20 protein-coding genes are annotated in these 21,194 nt (G+C 51.4%); 13 read left to right on the top strand and 7 right to left on the bottom strand.

The window, feature by feature from the left end:
- Position 1 precedes the first annotated feature (1 nt).
- Genes IE094_RS09220 through ureG form a run of 3 tightly spaced genes read left to right on the top strand, consistent with a single transcriptional unit; the run spans position 2 to position 1,690 of the window.
- Complete coding sequence (locus IE094_RS09220) at positions 2–448, top strand: urease accessory protein UreE (protein ID WP_189640408.1); 447 nt, start codon at positions 2–4, stop codon at positions 446–448.
- Positions 438–1,079: an urease accessory protein UreF gene (locus IE094_RS09215; protein ID WP_189640407.1), complete on the top strand. Its 642-nt coding sequence runs from the start codon at positions 438–440 to the stop codon at positions 1,077–1,079. Before IE094_RS09220 ends, IE094_RS09215 begins: the two co-directional genes overlap by 11 nt.
- Positions 1,076–1,690, top strand: coding sequence for an urease accessory protein UreG (gene ureG, locus IE094_RS09210; RefSeq protein ID WP_189640406.1), 615 nt, complete (start codon positions 1,076–1,078; stop codon positions 1,688–1,690). The genes IE094_RS09215 and ureG overlap by 4 nt, the downstream gene beginning before the upstream one ends.
- Before the next feature lie 16 nt (positions 1,691–1,706).
- On the opposite strand, the gene IE094_RS09205 is transcribed toward ureG, so the two are convergent.
- Together IE094_RS09205 and IE094_RS09200 are read right to left on the bottom strand one after the other, a co-directional pair.
- The gene (locus IE094_RS09205) at positions 1,707–2,564 is read right to left on the bottom strand and encodes a bile acid:sodium symporter family protein (RefSeq protein WP_189640405.1); all 858 of its coding nucleotides are present in this window, start codon (positions 2,562–2,564) and stop codon (positions 1,707–1,709) included.
- A 318-nt stretch (positions 2,565–2,882) separates the two neighbouring features.
- Positions 2,883–5,021, bottom strand: coding sequence for a malate synthase G (locus IE094_RS09200; RefSeq protein WP_189640404.1), 2,139 nt, complete (start codon positions 5,019–5,021; stop codon positions 2,883–2,885).
- A gap of 197 nt (positions 5,022–5,218) precedes the next feature.
- On the opposite strand from IE094_RS09200, the gene pepN reads away from it, so the two are divergent.
- The gene (gene pepN / locus IE094_RS09195) at positions 5,219–7,780 is read left to right on the top strand and encodes an aminopeptidase N (protein ID WP_189640403.1); all 2,562 of its coding nucleotides are present in this window, start codon (positions 5,219–5,221) and stop codon (positions 7,778–7,780) included.
- A gap of 4 nt (positions 7,781–7,784) precedes the next feature.
- On the opposite strand, the gene IE094_RS09190 is transcribed toward pepN, so the two are convergent.
- On the bottom strand, positions 7,785–8,438 hold the full coding sequence (locus IE094_RS09190; RefSeq protein ID WP_189640402.1) for a histidine phosphatase family protein: 654 nt from the start codon (positions 8,436–8,438) through the stop codon (positions 7,785–7,787).
- A gap of 111 nt (positions 8,439–8,549) precedes the next feature.
- On the opposite strand from IE094_RS09190, the gene IE094_RS09185 reads away from it, so the two are divergent.
- From IE094_RS09185 to gatB, 4 genes are all read left to right on the top strand, one after another.
- Positions 8,550–9,080, top strand: coding sequence for a hypothetical protein (locus IE094_RS09185; RefSeq protein ID WP_229802203.1), 531 nt, complete (start codon positions 8,550–8,552; stop codon positions 9,078–9,080).
- Positions 9,081–9,133: 53 nt separating this feature from the next.
- Positions 9,134–9,733: a dimethylsulfonioproprionate lyase family protein gene (locus tag IE094_RS09180; protein WP_189640401.1), complete on the top strand. Its 600-nt coding sequence runs from the start codon at positions 9,134–9,136 to the stop codon at positions 9,731–9,733.
- Positions 9,734–9,942: 209 nt separating this feature from the next.
- The gene (locus IE094_RS15610) at positions 9,943–10,074 is read left to right on the top strand and encodes a hypothetical protein (protein WP_268247225.1); all 132 of its coding nucleotides are present in this window, start codon (positions 9,943–9,945) and stop codon (positions 10,072–10,074) included.
- A 46-nt stretch (positions 10,075–10,120) separates the two neighbouring features.
- Positions 10,121–11,632 carry an Asp-tRNA(Asn)/Glu-tRNA(Gln) amidotransferase subunit GatB gene (gene gatB, locus IE094_RS09175; RefSeq protein ID WP_189640400.1) on the top strand — a complete coding sequence of 504 codons (1,512 nt, stop codon included), beginning with the start codon at positions 10,121–10,123 and terminating at the stop codon, positions 11,630–11,632.
- A gap of 31 nt (positions 11,633–11,663) precedes the next feature.
- On the opposite strand, the gene IE094_RS09170 is transcribed toward gatB, so the two are convergent.
- On the bottom strand, positions 11,664–12,560 hold the full coding sequence (locus IE094_RS09170) for a bestrophin family protein (protein WP_189640399.1): 897 nt from the start codon (positions 12,558–12,560) through the stop codon (positions 11,664–11,666).
- Between the two features lie 236 nt (positions 12,561–12,796).
- Between IE094_RS09170 and IE094_RS09165 the strand changes: the two genes are divergently transcribed.
- Positions 12,797–13,231: a DUF4177 domain-containing protein gene (locus IE094_RS09165; protein ID WP_189640398.1), complete on the top strand. Its 435-nt coding sequence runs from the start codon at positions 12,797–12,799 to the stop codon at positions 13,229–13,231.
- On the opposite strand, the gene IE094_RS09160 is transcribed toward IE094_RS09165, so the two are convergent.
- Positions 13,228–13,491, bottom strand: coding sequence for a BolA family protein (locus tag IE094_RS09160; RefSeq protein WP_373295867.1), 264 nt, complete (start codon positions 13,489–13,491; stop codon positions 13,228–13,230). The two genes, IE094_RS09165 and IE094_RS09160, sit on opposite strands and share 4 nt — an antisense overlap.
- Before the next feature lie 93 nt (positions 13,492–13,584).
- On the opposite strand from IE094_RS09160, the gene IE094_RS09155 reads away from it, so the two are divergent.
- Positions 13,585–14,220: a DnaJ domain-containing protein gene (locus IE094_RS09155; RefSeq protein WP_189640397.1), complete on the top strand. Its 636-nt coding sequence runs from the start codon at positions 13,585–13,587 to the stop codon at positions 14,218–14,220.
- A 1-nt stretch (position 14,221) separates the two neighbouring features.
- On the opposite strand, the gene IE094_RS09150 is transcribed toward IE094_RS09155, so the two are convergent.
- Positions 14,222–14,677, bottom strand: a complete 456-nt coding sequence (locus IE094_RS09150) for a hypothetical protein (protein ID WP_189640396.1) — start codon at positions 14,675–14,677, stop codon at positions 14,222–14,224.
- A 187-nt stretch (positions 14,678–14,864) separates the two neighbouring features.
- Between IE094_RS09150 and cobS the strand changes: the two genes are divergently transcribed.
- Genes cobS through IE094_RS09135 form a run of 3 tightly spaced genes read left to right on the top strand, consistent with a single transcriptional unit; the run spans position 14,865 to position 19,506 of the window.
- Positions 14,865–15,839 (top strand): cobaltochelatase subunit CobS, encoded by a 975-nt coding sequence (gene cobS, locus IE094_RS09145; protein WP_189640395.1) that lies wholly within the window; start codon positions 14,865–14,867, stop codon positions 15,837–15,839.
- Positions 15,839–17,701, top strand: a complete 1,863-nt coding sequence (gene cobT, locus IE094_RS09140; RefSeq protein WP_189640394.1) for a cobaltochelatase subunit CobT — start codon at positions 15,839–15,841, stop codon at positions 17,699–17,701. The genes cobS and cobT overlap by 1 nt, the downstream gene beginning before the upstream one ends.
- Entirely contained in the window at positions 17,701–19,506 is a 1,806-nt protein-coding gene (locus IE094_RS09135) for an aminopeptidase P family protein (protein WP_189640393.1), read from the top strand. Before cobT ends, IE094_RS09135 begins: the two co-directional genes overlap by 1 nt.
- Here IE094_RS09135 and IE094_RS09130 read toward each other — a convergent pair.
- Positions 19,503–21,179: a chloride channel protein gene (locus tag IE094_RS09130; RefSeq protein WP_189640392.1), complete on the bottom strand. Its 1,677-nt coding sequence runs from the start codon at positions 21,177–21,179 to the stop codon at positions 19,503–19,505. The genes IE094_RS09135 and IE094_RS09130 overlap by 4 nt on opposite strands.
- Positions 21,180–21,194 lie beyond the last annotated feature (15 nt).

Raw genomic sequence — 21,194 nt, 5'->3', positions numbered from 1 at the left:
TATGATACGCGCCACTTCCGTTACCCATTCCCATGATGCCCCCGTTGATACGGTCACGCTGAATTACGATGATCGGTTTCGTCGTCGTATCGCGCTGACATGTGATAACGGGTTTGAATTTCTGCTTGATCTGCCCAAGGTGGTGGAACTGCGCGATGGTGCGGATTTGCGCCTTGATGATGGACGCCATGTGCGCGTGCGTGCAGCCAATGAACCGTTGATGAAAGCCACGGCCAGCGATCCCCACCATTTGATCCGCGTTGCGTGGCATGTGGGCAACCGCCACCTGCCCTGTGAAATTCACGAGGATCATTTGATCCTGCGCGTCGATCACACCATTCGCGATATGTTGGAACATCTGGGCGCAAGGGTTGATGATATCACCGCACCGTTTAACCCCGAAGGCGGCGCATATGGGCATGGACGCACACACAGCCATGAGCACTAGTTCCGCACATAAATTGATGGCATGGCTTTCGCCAAGCTATCCCATTGGGGCCTATTCATACAGCCACGGGTTGGAATATGCGATTGATGCGGGCGATGTGCATGATGCGGATAGTTTGCAAATCTGGCTGTCAGACGTGTTGCAATATGGCGCGGGGCGCAATGATGCGATCCTGCTGGCGCATGCTTATCGCGCGGCTGGCGATGCGCTAGAGGCCCTGTCCGATCTGGCGATTGCCCTATCCCCCAGTGTCGAGCGTCATTTGGAAACCACGGCCCAAGGTGCGGCCTTTTCCAAGGTTACATCCGCCGTCACGGGGCGTGAGATTTCCGCGATGCCCCTGCCCGTGGCATTGGGTGTGGCGGCGCGCGCCGAGCGCATTTCATTAGATGATCTGATCCCGCTATATTTGCACAGCTTTGCCGCCAATATCATTGCGGCTGGTGTGCGGTTTATCCCGCTAGGCCAAACCGATGGGCAACGGGTGTTGCACGCATTGTTTGATCAAATTGATGACATCGCAAAACAGGCAGAAACCGCAAGCCTCGATGATTTGGGATCGGCCTGTTTTTTATCCGATATCGCATCCATGAAACATGAAAATATGACCACAAGGATTTTTCGCACATGAATAATAATGGCCCATTGCGTGTTGGCATTGGTGGCCCCGTTGGCGCGGGCAAAACCACATTAACCGAAATGTTGTGCAAAACCTTGGCACCGCACTGTTCCATGGCGGTGATCACCAACGATATCTACACCACCGAGGATGCGGAATATCTGATGCGCAAACAGGTGTTGCCACTGGAACGTATTCGCGGTGTGGAAACGGGGGGCTGTCCCCATACCGCCATTCGCGAAGATGCATCCATGAACTTGGCCGCCATTGATGAATTGAACACAGCCTTTCCCGATTTGGAATTGATATTGATCGAAAGTGGCGGCGATAATCTGGCCGCCACGTTTAGCCCTGAATTGGCCGATATCACGATCTATGTCATTGATGTTGCCATGGGCGAAGAAATCCCGCGCAAGGGTGGCCCGGGCATCACCCGATCCGATATCCTGATAATCAATAAAACCAGCCTTGCCCCGCATGTGGATGTGTCACTTGATGTGATGAACACGGATGCAGCGGCGCAGCGCGGGGACAAACCATTTTTCTTTGCCGATCTGAAATCGGGCAAGGGTGTGGATGATATCGTATCGGCGCTAAAACACATTGGCGGGTTGGGGGCGTAACACCCCCATCCCCATTTTATTTGTTGCGGATCCACAAAACGAACGGGAACGCCACCACATACATCAAAATACCATACACCGCTGACGGCAGCGCAAGTGCGGGAATACCCGTGCTTACCCCAACGATCAGCGGGGCAAGTGTGATGCCAAGCGTGCCGTTTTGAATGCCCACCTCAATTGCGATTGTTTTCTGCTCTCCCCACGTCAACCCCGCCAATGCCGAAATGGCCAAGCCAGAGAACATCATCACAATCAGGATCGTTAACAACACAGGGCCAAGTGTGGGCAGGTTATCCTTGAACAATGTCCAATTGCTTGCCAATGCGGCCAGAATGATAATACCGAACAACACAGATGCGATTTTCACCAAAATCGGTTCCGCGCGCACCGCGAAATTATGTGCAAATTTGCGGATTATCATGCCGATGATCACGGGCAATGTGGTGATCAAAAACATTGCGATGGCCAATGATGATACGGAAACCGCAGGCATATTTTCACCCATGAAATGCACAACCGCCCAGCCAATAAAAATTGGCACTGTGATGATTGACAATAACGACACAACGGCAGTTAACGACACCGAAAGCGCCACATCACCGCGCGCCAGCCGCGTAACGATATTTGATGTGGAACCACCCGGGCAAAATGACAATAACATCACCCCCGCCGCCAATTCACCTGTCAGACCAAAAATATTGATCGCAACAAATGCACAGAGCGGCACCAATAACACTTGAAACACCGCGCCGATCGCGAATGCCCATTTGCGTTCTGCCACGCGTTTGAAATCCCCAAGCGTTAACCCAACGCCAAGGCTCAGCATAATAATTGCCAGCGAAAGCGGCAAAAATACGTTTACCAGAATATCCATGAATCCTCCCAAATGTCATGATGTTCCAAACATTGCCACGCGGATTGCACGGTGGGAACAGGAATATTGTCTACGTTACGTCATGGATCACTTTGGATAGTGATTGAATTCTCATAACGCTGTTCAAGTCACTCTTTCCACGACAAACAGCGATTTCGGGTTGGTAACAGCGGTATATTTAGAATTCGGCATGACCCGCCCCATTCCCAGCGCACAGAATTTAACGGATCGCACAGGCGACACTCACGCATTTGATCCTTGCCGCACCGCCTTGGGCGCAAACGTAAAACGCGCCAAATTCATGGCGCGCTTGAAATATTATGCTTTGGATTTTAGCTCTAACCGGCGTGCGTGCAAAATTGGCTCGGTATAGCCTGCGGGTTGTACCGTGCCCAAGAACACCAGATCACATGCGGCCTGAAATGCGATGCCCGTATAATCGGGCGCCATTGGCACATATGTTGGATCGCCTGCGTTTTGTTCATCAACCACCACGGCCATGCGTTGCATGATGTCCATCACCTGACCTTGGCTAATCACGCCGTGATGCAGCCAGTTGGCGATGTGTTGCGATGAAATCCGGCATGTTGCGCGATCTTCCATCAGGCCGACATTGTTGATGTCTGGCACCTTGGAACAACCAATGCCCGCATCGACCCAGCGCACAACATAGCCCAAAATCCCTTGGGCGTTATTTTCCACCTCTGCGGTGATTTCGCCGTCTGACCAGTTTTGCCCATGCGCCACGGGGACTTGCAAAATCGTATCCACAGATGCGCGCGCACCTTGTTTTAACAACTCCTCTTGGCGCGCCATCACGTCAACCTTGTGATAATGGGTAGCGTGCAATGTCGCCGCTGTCGGGCTTGGCACCCATGCGCAATTTGCACCTGATTGAGGATGGCCGATTTTTTGATCCAGCATCGCATCCATCAAGTCGGGCATGGCCCACATGCCCTTGCCGATCTGTGCCTTGCCGTGCAAACCACAGGCCAGTCCCACATCAACATTTTGATCCTCATACGCGCCGATCCAAGGTTCGTTTTTAATGTCGCCTTTGCGTAAAAACGGCCCCATTTCCATGGATGTATGAATTTCATCGCCCGTGCGATCCAAGAACCCGGTGTTGATAAACGCCACACGGTTTTTTGCCGCGCGAATACATTCCTTAAGGTTCACCGTGGTGCGACGCTCTTCGTCCATGATGCCCAGCTTCACCGTGTATTGCGGCAAGCCCAGCGCAGATTCCACATGTGTGAAAATCTCATTGGCAAATGCAACCTCGATTGGCCCGTGCATTTTGGGTTTCACAACATACATCGACCCCATGACCGAATTGCCAGACTCGCGTTTGAAATCGTGAATAGCGATCAGGGTTGTGACCATGGCGTCCATCAAGCCTTCGCCGATTTCAAGACCATCCTTGTCCAAAATCGCAGGGTTGGTCATCAGATGCCCAACGTTGCGCACCAACATCAATGATCTCCCTTTGAGCGTGATATTGCCACCATCAGGGGCGGTATATTCACGATCAGGGTTCAATGTGCGGGTGACGGTTTTGCCACCCTTTTCAAAGCTGTCGGACAAATCGCCCTTCATCAGGCCAAGCCAATTGGAATAGGCTAAAACCTTGTCCTCTGCATCCACAGCGGCAACGGAATCTTCGCAATCCATGATCGCAGACATGGCGGATTCCAGCAAAATATCGGCAATCCCTGCCCCATCCGCGCCACCAATGGGATGGTCGCGATTAATTTGCAATTCCACATGCAGCCCGTTGTTTTTCAACAGGATCGCCGTTGGTGCATCCGCATCGCCGCGATAGCCTGCAAATTGTGATGGATCGGCAAGCCCCGTATCATCGGTGAGCAATGCGCCACCGCTCACGCGGTATCCCGAAATGTCACCATGACCACCAGCGGCCAATGGGAATGCATCATCAAGGAATGATTTTGCCCATGCGATCACCTCTGCCCCACGCGCGGCATCGTATCCTTTGCCACTGGGTGCACTGCCCATGGCGTTGGTACCATACAGTGCATCATATAATGAACCCCATCGCGCATTGCCCGCATTCAGCGCATAACGCGCATTCATGATCGGCACCACCAATTGTGCGCCCGGAACCGTTGCGATTTCAGGGTCAACATTCGCTGTTTCAATGGTGAAATCATCGCCCTGTGGCACCAGATAACCAATTTCGGTTAGGAATGATTTATAAGCGTCGAAATCATGCGGCTTGCCGCGATTTTGAACATGCCACGCATCAATCTGTGCTTTCATCTCTGTGCGGTCATTCAACAGTTCACGATTTTTGGGGCCCATCGTGTGCACCAGATCGGACAGACCTTTCCAGAATGTATCGGGTGTAATACCCGTTCCTGGGATGGCTTGGTTTTCAACGAAATCAACCATTTGATCGTCGATCTGTAATCCAAATTTTTCGCTGCGCGACATGTGAATTCTCCTCAAGATGGAACGCGGTTTGTTTACACCTCCTGCAAACAAACAACGAGAAATATTTTGCTTAACTATGCAATACAGTGTGAACCGCGCAAGTTCAACCATTGTATACCATTGTATGCCGTTAATTCGCTTGAAGTCCCGACGTAATTTCCATCATCTTGTGCCAAATCATTTTTGCGGAGAACATCATGCGCCCGACCCAAGCCCCCACGATTCGCCTGTCCGATTACCAAGAACCTGCATTTTGGGTGGATACGGTTAAGCTGTCGTTTGATCTGGATCCAACGGCGACGCGTGTGACCTCAAAAATCACATTTCGCGCCAATGATACGCGCACCGATGGGCCACATGATTTAAAACTGGATGGGCGCAATTTGAAATTGATCACAGCATCCATCAACGGCAACGCCATCCCAGCGGATTCAATTTTGCAAGATGCCGAAGGATTAACAATCCCATCCGATCTGGTGCCCCAAGACGGATTCACATGGGTAGCAGAGGTTGAAATCAACCCATCCGCCAATACCGCGCTTGAGGGTTTGTATATGTCAAACGGCATGTATTGCACCCAATGCGAGGCACAGGGTTTTCGCAAAATCACATTTTACCCCGACCGCCCCGATGTGATGGCGACATTTGATGTTGAAATCAAAGGCGACGCGCCGGTGTTGTTATCCAACGGCAATAAATTGGCGCACGGTATGTGGCACGATCCGTGGCCCAAACCTGCGTATTTATTCGCGCTGGTTGCTGGGGATCTGAAATCATACGACGACACATTCACTACTGCCTCTGGTCGCCACGTCGATTTGCAAATTTTCGTGCGTGATGGCGATCAGGATAAATGCGCCTATGCGATGGATGCGCTGAAACGATCCATGAAATGGGACGAACAGGTTTACGGGCGCGAATATGATCTGGATTTATTCATGATCGTCGCTGTGGATGATTTCAACATGGGTGCGATGGAAAACAAAGGATTGAACATTTTCAATTCCAAATATGTTTTGGCCAGCCCCGAAACCGCAACCGATGTGGATTTTGAACGGATCGAGGGCATTATCGCCCATGAATATTTCCATAACTGGACGGGAAATCGCATCACCTGTCGCGATTGGTTTCAGCTCTGCCTCAAGGAAGGTTTGACCGTATTTCGCGATCAAACATTCACGGGCGATATGCGCAGCCACGGTGTGAAGCGCATCGATGATGTGTTGCAATTGCGCGGGCGTCAATTCCGCGAGGATGCCGGCCCATTGGCCCACCCTGTGCGCCCCGAAGAATATATCGAGATCAACAATTTTTACACCGCCACCGTTTATGAAAAAGGTGCCGAGGTGATTGGCATGTTGAAACTGCTGGTCGGTGATGAAAACTATCGCAAGGCGCTTGATCTTTATTTTGATCGCCATGATGGGCAAGCCTGTACCATCGAACATTGGATTGCGGTGTTCGAGGATGCAACGGGGCGTGATTTGGCACAGTTCAAACGCTGGTATTCACAGGCGGGCACACCGACGTTAAGTGTACGCGAAGAATTCGCCAATGGGCGTTACACGCTGCACCTGTCGCAATCCACGCCACCCACACCGGGACAGCCTGACAAATTGCCATTGGTGATCCCTGTGCGTGTTGGTTTGCTTGCGGGTGATGGATCAGAGGCCGCGCCTGAACAATTGTTGGAATTAACCCAAAGCGAGCAAAGTTTTGATCTGGGCGCGTTTGATGAAAAACCAGTGCCATCAATTTTGCGCGGGTTTTCCGCGCCCGTGATTTTAAAACATGATGTGGATAACGCCACGCGTGCGTTCCTGTTCGCCCATGACAGCGACCCGTTCAATAAATGGGAAGCAGGCAGCGCCTATGCCAGCGATATGTTGGTGAAAATGGCATTGAACGATGGCGCGATTGATGCGGCGTACTTGGATGCGATCCATGCGGTGGCGCTTGACGATGCGCTTGATCCTGCATTTCGGGCATTTGCGGTTGGTCTGCCATCAGAAGAGGAAATCACCAGCGCCATCGTGGCATTGGGTGAAAAACCAGACCCCGATGCGATTTATACAGCGCGCAATGCGCTGTCTTTGGCCATGGCGGAAAAAATGGCGGATGATCTGCCAAATCTTTACACAGCAATGCAGGTTGACGGCCCCTATTCCCCTGATGCGGAAGCGGCGGGTAAACGTGCATTGGCAAGCACCGCACTTGGGTTATTGACCAAACTGGATGGGGGCAAAACCGCCGCCAAACAATTTGACAATGCCGATAACATGACATTGCAAATTTCCGCACTGGCCGCATTAATCCGCGCAGGTGCGGGTGAAACGCAATCCGCGGCATTTTATGATCAGTGGAAATCAGACAATATCGTTTTGGACAAATGGTTCGCGATCCAAGCATCCTGTGCCACGCCCGATGCTGGGCTGGACATTGTGCAAAAATTGGCCACGCATCCCGATTTCAATTGGAAAAACCCGAACAGATTCAGAAGCCTGATTGGCCCATTCGCCATGAACCCCGCCGCGTTCCATCGCATCGATGGCAAGGGTTATCAATTCTTGGCCGATTGGTTGATTAAACTGGATGCCATCAACCCGCAAACCACCGCGCGTATGGCGGGGTTGTTTGAAACATGGAAACGGTATGACAAGAAACGCCAAACCCTGATCACAGGGCAATTGCGCCGCATTGCGGATACTAAAAATCTGTCCAAAGACACATCAGAAATCGTTGGGAAAATATTAGGCTAGCCGCTTAAATATGGGTTCTGGCATGGGCGCGATCGGCAAAATCTAAATGCGGGGTCGCGCCGTATTGCACCAGATGCACCCCATCAGGATCAAGCGTGAATTTATGCATGGATGTGTGGCGCACGCGCAAAAACATTCGCGCATGTGTCATCGCATCAAGCCCAAGTGCCATCGCACCAAGCGTTGCAATCACCCCTGTCGAGCTGACCACACCCACGCGCCCTGACATCGCATTAATATCCTGCATCGCCGCCATGATCCGCGCGCAAAAATCAGCGTAGCTTTCAAGTTCATCGCACACCGCATCATCGCGCCAATGGTGCAAAACATGGGGCACATGTTCGGTAAAACTGGCGGAATCATTTGGCAATGCAATACCGTGAATTTTATTCAAACTGCCCGCAAGGCCGAAATAATCCAATTCATTCAAACGCGGATCAATCGTGTGGGGCACATCGCTGAGCGCCATGCCCTGTGCGGTTTGAATTTGGCGTTTCATGCCACCTGAAACGATGTGATCAAAGCTATTGCGCGATTTCACATATTCGCCAAGCCAGCCCGCCTGAATATGCCCCAGATCGGACAGGCGATCATAAGATGCCTCGTCCTTGGCGGCCGAATTGGCCTGACCGTGGCGAATGATTGTGATTTCGTTCATGTCCTGCCCCCATGGTGTTCCCGATGGGATAACGCCAATTGAAAAAATGTTCAACGTGGTTGCAAAACGCTGTGTTTCGCACCAATGTGTTTGCATTGTTTACAGGGGGTTATGATGCATATTATTTTGGGGTTGCTGGCCATTGCAGGCGCGGTTTATTTTTACGTGATGCGTGCAAGAAATGCCGCACATATGGCAAGCGAATTGATGGATGTGGCCAATGATGTACGTCTTGCTGCGCGCCGATTTGGATTTAAACGCAAAATGAATGTGCACCCTGTTGAGGGGCTGGATGATGGCAATGTTGCCATCGCCGCCATTGCCACCGCGTTTTTGGAATTGGACAATTTACCAACCGCCGATCAGCGCGATCATTTTTTGCTTCAGTTGCAGTCAAAATTCGATCTGGATCACTCCAGCGCCGAAGAGCTGGCCGTGTTGGGGCGCTGGTTATCGGATCAATGTCAAAGCCCAAGCGGCGCCATCACCCGTATCACGCGCCGTTTATATAAATTAGAGGGCACACCAGCGTTTGAACCATTGTTAACCCTGATCAATGACACAATGAACGCGGCCAACAGCACATTAAGCGATCGTCAGCGCGATGCGCTGGATGACATCAAACGCGCCCTGAAACTTTAGCGGCGAGAATCAACGCAAACTGTGCTACACTCGCTCTATCAAGGAGAAGAGTGATGACTGTTTACAAGGTTTTCTACGATCTCTTGGCGGATCTAGCGGAACTATTCGATAGCGAACAAAAATCAGGCGGGCATGACGCCGCATTGGCATTGCGCACAATCAGCGCCAAAAGCCACACGCCCCTGCCCCCGTCGCATCAAATCTTGTCTGAAACGATCCAAACCGCGCTGTCGATCAACCCCCATCCCATATGTGACAAAATCAAAACGGTTTTACCCTATATTGATTGGCATTGGTCGGGATTATCCGATGGGCGCATCCCGCCCGAAATTGCCAATAACATGGCCACCGCAGAATTGATCGGCCCTGATGGCATGATATTTTGTGAAAAGGTCCGCGTGGGTTTATTTGTCCAATCCCCCAACCTGAATTACGTTGCACGCAATCACGCCGCCGAGGAATCCATGATTATTCTGGGGGGGCGCTGTTATTGGCAAAAACAAGGGGAAAAGGCACAATTGCACGAAACCGGTGCGATCATTCATCACCCATCAAATATTCCCCATGCCAGTGTCACCAAAGATGATCCGATTATCGCCGCGTGGCGTTGGACGGGTGATATTGGGTATGACAAATTCCACCTGACGGGATAGATGCGTATTTTCACCCATGCAGCACAAACACCCCGATGGCGCGATGGCCACCGAGGGTTGCGTGCATATTTTCGCACTTTGGTAATTTGACGGCGCCGCCAATGCGGGTTTGCCAGACGGTGTGTAAAACCGATCCATTGCGGGTGTGAACCGCGACTTTCCCCAGATTTGGGGCCACATGTGATTTGCTGGATATCTGTGATGGGTGGATGCCCAAAACAGACCTGAACCACGAATTTGACGTCGCAGAAGTTATCCCATTTATGCGTGAATATCGCGTTACACCTGCGCACGGTGATATCGCATTCAATCCCCTTGCCCATCTTGCTGTGTTTGCGTAAAAACCACACGACACTTACAGCCGGAACATACAGACGGATTTCGCACATGCTTGACCTTGCCTACACAGAACCAAAACCCAAAGTCATTGCCGGCGCCAAGGGCGACTGGGAATTGGTGATCGGGATGGAAGTCCACGCACAAGTCGCATCAAAGGCGAAATTGTTTTCGGGTGCCTCCACCGAATTTGGCGCAGAGCCCAATTCAAACGTATCCTTCGTTGATGCCGCCATGCCTGGCATGTTGCCCGTAATCAATGAATTTTGCGTGGAACAAGCAGTGCGCACTGGGTTGGGCATTAAGGCTGCGATTAATCTTTATTCTGCGTTTGATCGCAAAAACTATTTTTACCCAGACCTGCCGCAAGGCTATCAAATTTCACAGCTTTACCACCCGATTGTTGGTGAAGGTGAAATTTTGGTTGATATGGAACCTGGTGTTGCGCGCAACGTGCGTGTGGAACGTATCCATCTGGAACAAGATGCGGGTAAATCTGTGCATGACATGGACCCAAACATGTCGTTTGTGGATTTGAACCGCACTGGTGTTGCATTGATGGAAATCGTTTCCATGCCCGATATTCGTGGCCCCGAAGAAGCTGCGGCATATCTGACCAAGATGCGCCAGATCCTGCGTTATTTGGGGACATGTGATGGCAATATGCAAAACGGCAATATGCGTGCGGATGTGAACGTATCCGTTTGCCCCGCTGGCCAATATGAAAAATACCGCGAAACCGGTGATTTTTCTCATCTGGGCACACGCTGTGAATTGAAAAACATGAATTCCATGCGTTTCATCCAAGCAGCGATTGATTACGAGGCACGCCGCCAAATCGCCATTCTGGAAGATGGCGGAACCATCGACCAAGAAACGCGTCTTTATGATGCGGATAAAAACGAAACCCGTTCCATGCGTTCCAAAGAAGAAGCACAGGATTATCGTTATTTCCCCTGCCCTGATTTGCTGCCATTGGTGATTGAACAATCATGGGTCGATGAAATCAAAGCATCCTTGCCCGAATTGCCCGACGCGAAAAAGGCGCGGTTTGTCACCGAATTTGGCATGACCGAATATGACGCATCGGTGTTAACCGCCGATGTCCGCGATGCGGCCTATTTCGAGGCGGTGGCGCAAGGGCGCGATGGCAAACAGGCCGCGAACTGGGTGATCAACGAATTGTTTGGCCGTTTGAACAAAGCCGAGCTCACCATCAAAGACAGCCCGATTTCCGCCGATCAGTTGGGCGGTATCCTTGATCTTATTTCTAAGGATGAAATCAGCGGCAAAATCGGCAAGGACCTGTTTGAAATTGTCTGGAACGAAGGCGGCGACCCCGCGAAAATCGTAGAAGAACGCGGCATGAAACAGGTGACGGATACAGGCGCGATTGAAACGGCGGTGGATCAGATCATCGCTGACAATCCCGCACAGGTCGAAAAAGCAAAACAAAACCCGAAATTGGCGGGTTGGTTCGTGGGCCAAGTGATGAAAGCCACGGGTGGCAAGGCCAACCCCAAGGCGGTGAACGAAATCGTCGCGAAAAAGTTACAAGATTAATACCGGGCGCAAGGGAAACTTTGCGCCCCATTCATGTCAGCACATGATCAACCACCGCCCAATCGGCGGGTGGTTCACGATCCATCGTTTCGCAAACCGAAATTTCAATCGTGCGACACATCGCATCCAGTGCCAACCCGTTTTGCACATGGCGAAACGGCAATTCCAATTCATTTGTCACCGACTGTAACCCAAAGAATACATAGGCAACAACGGCGGAAAAGAACGGTGCAAACCAACCCGTTGATTCAATCAACGCAAACGGCAACAACCCACAATAAAGATACGTCGTGCGCCGCACCAATAACGAATAAACATACGGCAGCGGTGTGGTAACAATACGTTCGCATCCAGCCTGTGCCGTGCCCAAGGACAATAACAATTCTGCGATTTTCAATTGGCCAAACCCGCTCAGGCTTTGATCATCTTCGATTTTTTGCGCCAAAGTATTGAGCGCCGCATTGGCGGGGTTTCGATGTGCAATGAGCGCATCGGCCTGTGTTTCAGACACCCACGGGACAACACGATCACGCACATCCACATCGCGCAAAAACCCACGGTGCAAATGGGCAAATACCACCGCAAGCGACAGTATTTCGCCGTGTTTCGATTTATCGGGCATGAATATAGTCAGGCTGCGGCCAAGGTTGCGAATATCGGCAATCATATTGCCCCATAATTTGCGCGCCTCCCACCAACGATCATAGGCGGCATTGTTGCGAAACCCCAAAAACAGCGAGAGCGCGACACCAAAAATCCCCATCGCACTGATCGATACATGGGGCAATTTCACCAGATATTTATCAATCGTTAAAACGGCAATGGACAAGATCGCAACGCCAATAATCCTGCCATAGATCTTGGGGATAACCGAACCTTTCATAATGAAAAACAACTGAAACGAAGACGGGTATTCGCGCACGATCATGGGTTTGCATCCTTTGGTTTTGTAATCAGTGTCAAATGTATCACCAAAGATCAAACCAATATGTCATCGTCATTTCATACCATTGCAAACCTGCTTGGCAAAATCTGGCCGTTTTTGCATTTTCGCCACGTTTTCACGCCGTTTCGGCAATCACGCCTTTAATATTGGACGAATCCACCCCATATCGCTATCTAGCGTTCAATTGACACGATTGATTTTCAAACACGAGGTTTCCCATGGGCAGCTACACATACAAAGTTATTCCCGCGCCCGCACACGGCAAACGCGCCAAGGGTGCCAAAGGCATCGCAGGACGATTTGCCAATGGGTTGGAAACCGCGATCAATGAATTGGCCGCCGATGGATGGGAATATATCCGCGCGGAATCACTGCCATCTGTGGAACGCATCGGCATCACACGGCGCAAGGTTGAAACATTTCAAAACGTATTGGTGTTTCGCAAAGCAAGCGATGCAGAGGTTTTGGAAACACCATCTGAAACGCCAAGCGCATTGGACAAACGCGGATCATTTTTCCGCCCCAAACCAAAGCCAGAGCCAAGCCAGCGCATTGAGCCAAAGGCCACAGCCCTTGAGGAAACCGTCGAAGACGTGGTTGAGGATGCGGTTGAAACGGTGAGCGAAACCGCCGAAAATATCGCCAAAGATTAAGGCGCGTCAGCCCCGCCCACATCCAATGCCAACGCGTGCAGCCCAGCGGCGAATTCGTCCTTAAGTTGTGCATAAATTGCACGCTGTTGGGCAACACGGCTTTGCCCATCGAATGCGGCGGCGCGGATTTTCACGCTAAAATGTGTATTGCCTCCTTCGCGGTATCCTGCATGGCCGCGGTGGTCTTCGCTATCGTCGCTGACCTCTAATACCTTTGGCGCAAATGCTGCGTCTAATTTCGATTTGATTTGTTCAAGCATTGATATTTTTCCTAAATAACGCGAAAGACCCCTTGGAAAACCGCTGTTTTTGGTTAAAGTCTCGTGTCCGAGTCGCAAAGAGAATAAACACCCATGTCTGAGAATTCCCCCTTTAATTTCGACATTTCCGTTTCCGCCGATAAAAAACGACGCAAAAAAGGCCGTCGTGGCATGTCTGGCGCATCTGAAACATCGACACGTGCCTGTCAACATCCCGATTGTGAAGAAGCGGGCAAATACCGCGCGCCGTTGAACCCAGACAACTTGGAAGAGTTCCGCTGGTATTGTTTAACACATATTCGCCAGTTCAACCAAAAATGGAATTTCTTTGAAAGCCATTCACAGGAAGAAATGGAAAAACAATTCGCCGCAGACCGTGTTTGGGAACGTGGCACAAAACCATTTGGCCAAAAAACAGCCGAACAACGCGCATGGGAGCGTTTGGGCATCGAAGACCCGCACGAAGTGTTGGGGGCAAATGCCACGCAAAACCCAGGACGTGGCAACGCATTGGGTGGTTCACGCCGCCTGCCCGCCGCCGAGCGCAAGGCCATCGAAATTTTGGAAGCCAAAGACAGTTGGACCAAGGCCGAAGTGCGCAAGCAATATAAACAATTGATCAAAACCCTGCACCCCGATTTGAACGGTGGTGATCGTTCCCACGAAGACCAATTACAAGAGGTCGTTTGGGCATGGGATCAAATCAAAGACAGTCGTTCATTTAAGTAGACTAATTGCGGTTTCGCAATTTTAGCATTCCAATATGGATTGTTGCCATGCCAACAATCCATAAGGATGCGCTTGGCAATGTTATAAACGTGTTCATAACTACAATTGCGGGAAGCACCAATAACAACATGCCAATTTCGTCAAGATGAGGGAAAATATTTCCATCTGCGAATCCCGTCCACGTAAACAGAATAAAAACACTGCTCATCGCACCAAAATAGGTTGCTATCAGCCCCGTAAACATGGCCAAAACCCAACCAGATTTCCGCGGCTTGCCAAATCCACCTGCCATAGACAGCCCAGCAATAAACACGCCAAGCAACGTGAACAGAACAATTGTTTCATCCTTGATTTCGCCGTAGAGACCCATTGCAAACAAATCCAGAACCCCCAAAATCGCAAGCGCACCGGCCACACCGATCCGCATTTTCCAATCACTGTTAATAATATTTCGCATCAATTCATTCCCCTTTTTGTACTCAATACCAAATAGACGATGCGATAAGGTGCAGAAGATGTGCAGAAATTGGGGATTTTAACGCGATGCTTACAAAACCGAAAACTATGGCCTATCCCTTGAATTCCATGGCGTTATGTTTCACTAGGGAGTGAACAGTTTTTTACGCATATTTAGGAATCAGATCATGGCAGACGGGAACCTTCAAATGATGACAGAGCCGACCAAAGACATTTCTGTGCGCGATGTGTTTGGCATCGACAGCGATATGGTTGTCAAAGGGTTCGAAGAAGGGTCCGACCGCGTGCCTGAAATCGACAGCACCTATCAATTTGATCGTGACACCACACTGGCGATTTTGGCGGGGTTTGCACGCAATCGTCGTGTGATGATCCAAGGCTATCACGGTACGGGTAAATCAACCCACATCGAACAGGTTGCCGCACGTCTGAACTGGCCCTGTGTGCGTGTGAATTTGGACAGCCACATCAGCCGTATTGATTTGATCGGCAAGGATGCGATCAAACTCAAAGACGGCAAGCAAGTCACCGAATTCCAAGAAGGCATTTTGCCTTGGGCGCTGCGCAATCCCGTGGCGATTGTATTTGATGAATATGACGCGGGTCGTGCGGATGTGATGTTCGTGATCCAACGTGTTTTGGAAGTGGATGGTAAATTAACATTGCTTGACCAAAACCAAGTGATCACACCCCATAAATATTTCCGCCTGTTCGCCACTGCCAATACGGTTGGTTTGGGCGATACGACAGGTTTGTACCACGGCACGCAACAAATTAACCAAGGTCAGATGGACCGTTGGTCATTGGTGTCTACGTTGAACTATCTGCCCCACGCTGCGGAAACGGACATTGTGGCGGCGAAAAACCCAACGCTTGATCGTGAAATCATCGGGCGCATGGTGACGGTTGCCGATTTAACCCGCGCATCATTCATGAACGGCGATATTTCCACCGTAATGTCCCCACGTACTGTGATCGCATGGGCGCAAAACTTGGAAATTTTCAACGATGTTGGCTTTGCCTTCCGTTTAACATTTTTGAATAAATGTGATGAATTGGAACGCGAAACCGTCGCTGAATTTTACCAACGTTGTTTCGACGAAGAATTACCAGAAAGTGCTGCAAGCGTGAGCTTGGGGTAATGTCCAAACCAAACGACAATCCCGCTGATCCGTTTAAAAAGGCATTGGCAGAGGCGACCAAGGCGATGGCGAATGAGCCAGAGCTGAACATCGCCTTTAGCGTTGATCCCGCAGGGTTAACCAACGAAGTGGCACGCCTGCCCCAAGTATCGCGGCGCATGACCCGTGAAGAGGTGATGCTGGCGCGCGGCACGGGTGATGCGTTTGCGCTGCGAGTGCGGTTCCATAACGAAGCCACGCACAACCGTTACATGCCACAAGGCGCACAGGCGCGTGAATTATACGAGGTCATGGCCACCGCACGCTGCGAGGCCGTGGGCGCACGCGCCATGCCCGGTACCGCTGGCAATATCGATGCGATGCTTGAGGCAGAGGCGGTGAAGCTTGGTTATGATCAAGTGAAATCTTTTAACGAAGTGCCGATGTCAACCGCGCTTGGTTATTATCTGCGCCATATTGCGACGGGGCGCGATATGCCCCCTGCCGTGAATAATGCAATGCAGCAATGGAAAACTGTGATCGAGGAACGATCAGGTGATACATTCAAAGACATTGATAATGTGCTGACCGATCAGGCGACATTTGCCAAATTTGCCCGCCAGTTGATTGATGATCTGGGGTATGGCGATGAATTGGGTGACGATCCCGATATGGATGATCAAGACGATCCCCAAGACGGCGAACCCCAAGAGGATGAACAAGACACCCCCGACACCGATGTTGGGGACGAGGCCGATGATGAAGATCAATCAGACGCCAGCGAAGATCAGCAAGAACAATCCATCGACCAGCAACAAGCGCAGGTCAGCATGGAAGAGCGCGATGAATTGGACGATGGCCAAGAAATGGATGCCCCTGACGGGCAACCGCCAATGGATCAACCCCCATTGCAACCCATTTCCGATGCTGATCCCAATTACAACGTGTTCACCACCGAATTTGACGAAGAAATCTTGGCCGAAGAATTGGCCGAACCAGCGGAATTGGAACGGCTGCGTGCGTATTTGGATCAACAGCTTGACCCATTAAAGGGCGCGGTGTCACGCCTTGCCAATAAATTGCAACGCCGTTTGCAAGCACAGCAAAACCGCAGTTGGTCGTTTGATATGGAAGAGGGCATTTTGGATGCGGGCCGATTGGCGCGTGTGGTGTCCAATCCCACAACGCCCCTTTCATTCAAGGTGGAGCAAGACACCGAATTTCGCGACACGGTGGTGACTTTGCTGTTGGATAATTCGGGTTCCATGCGTGGACGCCCGATTTCAATCGCCGCCATCTGCGCCGATGTTTTGGCGCGGACCTTGGAACGGTGTCAGGTGAAATGTGAAATCTTGGGCTTTACCACACGTGCGTGGAAAGGCGGGCAAAGCCGCGAAAGCTGGCTTCAAGATGGGCGCGATGCGGAACCAGGGCGGCTAAATGATCTGCGCCATATTATTTACAAATCCGCCGATGCGCCGTGGCGGCGTGCGCGACCAAACCTTGGCCTGATGATGAAGGAAGGGTTGCTCAAGGAAAACATCGACGGCGAGGCACTGGAATGGGCACATAAGCGCATGATCAACCGCCCCGAAGCGCGCCGTATTTTGATGGTGATTTCCGATGGTGCGCCCGTTGACGACAGCACATTATCGGTGAATGCCGCCAATTATTTGGAAAAGCATCTGCGCGATGTGATTGCGATGATCGAAAAGCGCAAAGCAGTGGAATTAACTGCAATTGGTATTGGACATGACGTGACGCGGTATTATGATCGCGCTGTAACCATTACCGATGCAGAACAATTGGCGGGTGCGATCACCGAACAATTGGCTGGTCTGTTTGACAATGATCCACGCGCACAAAAACGTAACGGAAGATAATGTTTCAAACATTTGACGCGAAGACGACACCCAAAACCGCAGCACCGCGGCTGGCACAGTTGCGCGATGTTCTGCGCGAAAACGGGTTTGATGGATTTTTGATCCCGCGCGCGGATGCACATCAAGGCGAATATGTGGTTGCGCGCGATATGCGGCTGGCGTGGTTAACCAGTTTCACTGGATCGGCTGGGTTTTGCGCCGCGTTGTTGAATAATGCTGGGCTGTTTGTGGATGGACGCTACACCATTCAAGCACGCGATCAGGTTGATACGGACCTGTTTTCAATTCAAAAATTCCCAGATGTGAAACTGGGCAATTGGTTGGTGGATGCCCTGCCCGATGGTGGAAAGGTTGCGTTTGATCCATGGCTATACACCAAGGCGCAGATTGAAGAGATTGAAAAACATATCGCTGGGCGCGGTGTGGAATTGGTGAAATCTGAAAACCTGATCGATCAGATTTGGGATGATCAACCCCAAGCGCCGCGTGATAAAATGCACGCTCACCCAATGGAATTTGCTGGCAAGCCGCATGGTGAAAAACGTTCACAGATCGCGCAGGTTTTGCGCGATGCCAAACAATCGGGGGTGGTTCTAACCCAGCCTGATAGCATTGCGTGGCTGCTCAATACGCGCGGATCAGATTTGGGGCAAACGCCCGTTGCGCTTTGTTTTGCGATGTTGTTTCAAGATGGGCGTGTCGCGCTTTTTATTGATCCGCAAAAGGTTGATGATGATTTGCGGGAACATCTGGGGGCGGATGTTGCCATTCATGATCTGGGGGATTTATCGGCAGAATTGATCCGTAACCTTGGCCCCATCCGCGTTGATCCCAAAACGACCCCGATCGCGATTTTGGATATATTGCAAAATGGAGACGTGAAGGTTGATTTTGGTGATGACCCGATCACCCTGCCAAAGGCGACAAAGAATACGGTCGAAATTGATGGCGCGATTGCCGCCCATATCCGCGACGGCGCCGCCGTTTGCGAATTTTTGGCGTGGCTAGATGGATATGATCACAGTGAACCGTTGAGCGAAATCGATGTGGTGAAATCGCTGGAAAGTTTTCGCGCAGCGACCAATCAGTTGCGCAATATATCCTTTGATACCATCAGTGGCGCGGGGCCAAATGGCGCGATTGTGCATTACCGCGTGAACGAGGACACCAATCGCACGATTTCGCAGGATGATTTATTGCTGGTCGATTCCGGTGCACAGTATTTGGATGGCACCACCGATATTACCCGCACCATTGCCATCGGCAAACCCAAGCGCGAGGCGAAACGCGCATTCACGCTGGTTTTGCAAGGGATGATCGGGATTTCAAAATTGCGTTTTCCTGTTGGATTATCAGGGCGCGAAATTGATGCGATTGCGCGCGCACCATTATGGTCGGCGGGTTTGGATTTTGATCACGGCACGGGGCACGGCGTTGGATCATACCTGTCTGTGCACGAGGGCCCACAAGGCATTTCACGCCGATCCAATGCGCCCTTGCGCGAAGGTATGATTTTATCAAACGAACCTGGTTATTACAAAGAAGGCGCGTTTGGCATTCGCATTGAAAACCTGATTTACGTTAAATCCGCCCCTGTGATACGCGGTGGCGATGCACGCGATATGTATTGTTTTGAAACGCTGACATTGGCGCCGATTGATCTGCGCCTGATTGATCGCACGATGTTAAACAGTGACGAGCGCGATTGGATCAATGCCTATCATACGCGCGTGTTTGAGGCGTTGTTCGATCAATGCAGCGCACGCGCACAGGATTATTTAACCATGGCCTGCGCACCGATTTAGGAATGTTCTTCGCGTGCGGTTTCGGCCAAGGCGCGGTTATACGCAGTCAGCGCATCAACATAGTTAAGCGCCCCCAACAATTCCGTCCCCTGTCCATCTGCACCCAATTGCACGATGGGTATTTGACCACGTGCGCCCGATTCAAACATCGGCATTGCGACTTCTAGCGTGGCGCTGGCATCAAGGTAAACGCCGTCCTCTACACTATCCCACAGGGATTTTTTGGTGCTGGGTTCCATATCCGCAAGCGGTTGCATCAAATCGGCGGTTTGAAATGTTGCCAACAGATAGCTTTGCGGCCCCGCAGCCAGATGAACGCCTTTGCGTTCCAATTGCGTCAGGAAAAACGAGCGATGTACGAGGTTTGATGCCACAGCACTGGATAATGACACCGCCACCATCACGGCCAAACCCGCCTGCCAATCGCCCGTCATTTCAAACACAATCAGACTGGTTGAAATCGGGGCGCCCAATACGGCCGCCGCAACCGCACCCATACCCGCAAGAGCATAGAGGCTTTCATCCCCCGCAACCGATGGCACGACCGATGTCGCGACCCAGCCAAAGGCAAGCCCCGTGAGCGCACCAAGCATCAAGGCGGGTGAAAACACGCCCCCACCCATACGCCCCGCCATCGTTATGGCAACGGCGATCACCTTAACCACCGCGAACAAAACGGCGGTGAAAAATGTCAGATGTCCTGTTAATGCGTTTGATGTGGTTTCGTAACCAACCCCGATGATATGGGGGAAAAATATCGCGATCATGCCCAAGAGTGCACCCGCAAATGCAGGGCGCGCCCAGCGTGGCAGGCCGCTTTGTTTAACGACAAGGTTTCCAAAATCCTCGGCCCAAAAAATACCACGCATCATGATGACGGCGGCAAATCCGCAAACAATGCCAAGCATCATGAATGCGGGCAATTGGATGTAAAATTCAGCCGCATGTTCTGGCAGCGAAAATTCGGTTGTGTTGCCAAGTGTCAGGCGGCCAACAACGGTCCCTGCAACCGATGCGATGGTGATCGGTGCGAATGCGTGGACGGCGAAATGGCGCAAGACCACCTCGAGCGCGAAAATGGCGCCTGCGATGGGGGCGTTAAACGATGCAGACACCGCCGCCGCTACGGCACAGCCCAGCAAATCGCGCCCCGTGATGCCATCGGCGTTCATCCATTTGGCGACCTTGCTGGAAATCAACGCGCCGAGCAAAACAGCGGGGCCTTCGCGCCCTGTCGAACCACCCGTTGATAGCGTAATCAGGGATGCAAGGGTGGATGCAAGCCCCGCGCGCCCCTCGACACGCCCGTTATCAAGCGCGGCACCTTCGATCACATTGGCAACTGCGCGCACGCTGGCATCTGGTGTGAACCGATGCAGGATCAACCCCACAATCAACCCGCCAATAATGGGAATAACCAACACCCAAAACCACGGCAGATGCTGCGCCGTCGAGGCCAGGATCAAATCATCAGCGCCGTATAAAAACGCCTGAATTTCGCTAATCGCGAGGCGAAACGCAACCGTGGCCAAGCCCGCCGCGACACCCAAAAATAATGCGATCAGCCAGAATTTGGTCTGTGCAGGGGCGCTGTCTTGCGCCGCTTTCGTCACGTCTTTGAAACCAGCCCAGCCATCCTTGCAACAAGTTTTTACGAATTTTACATAGGACATATTGCGATGCGATCA

Origin of the sequence: Paramylibacter ulvae, from assembly GCF_014652655.1 — a bacterium.
In the GTDB taxonomy this organism is placed as follows: Bacteria; Pseudomonadota; Alphaproteobacteria; order Rhodobacterales; family Rhodobacteraceae; genus Amylibacter; species Amylibacter ulvae.
The sequence above is the reverse complement of the archived record's forward strand: the minus strand, read 5'-3'. Positions and strand labels throughout refer to the sequence as shown.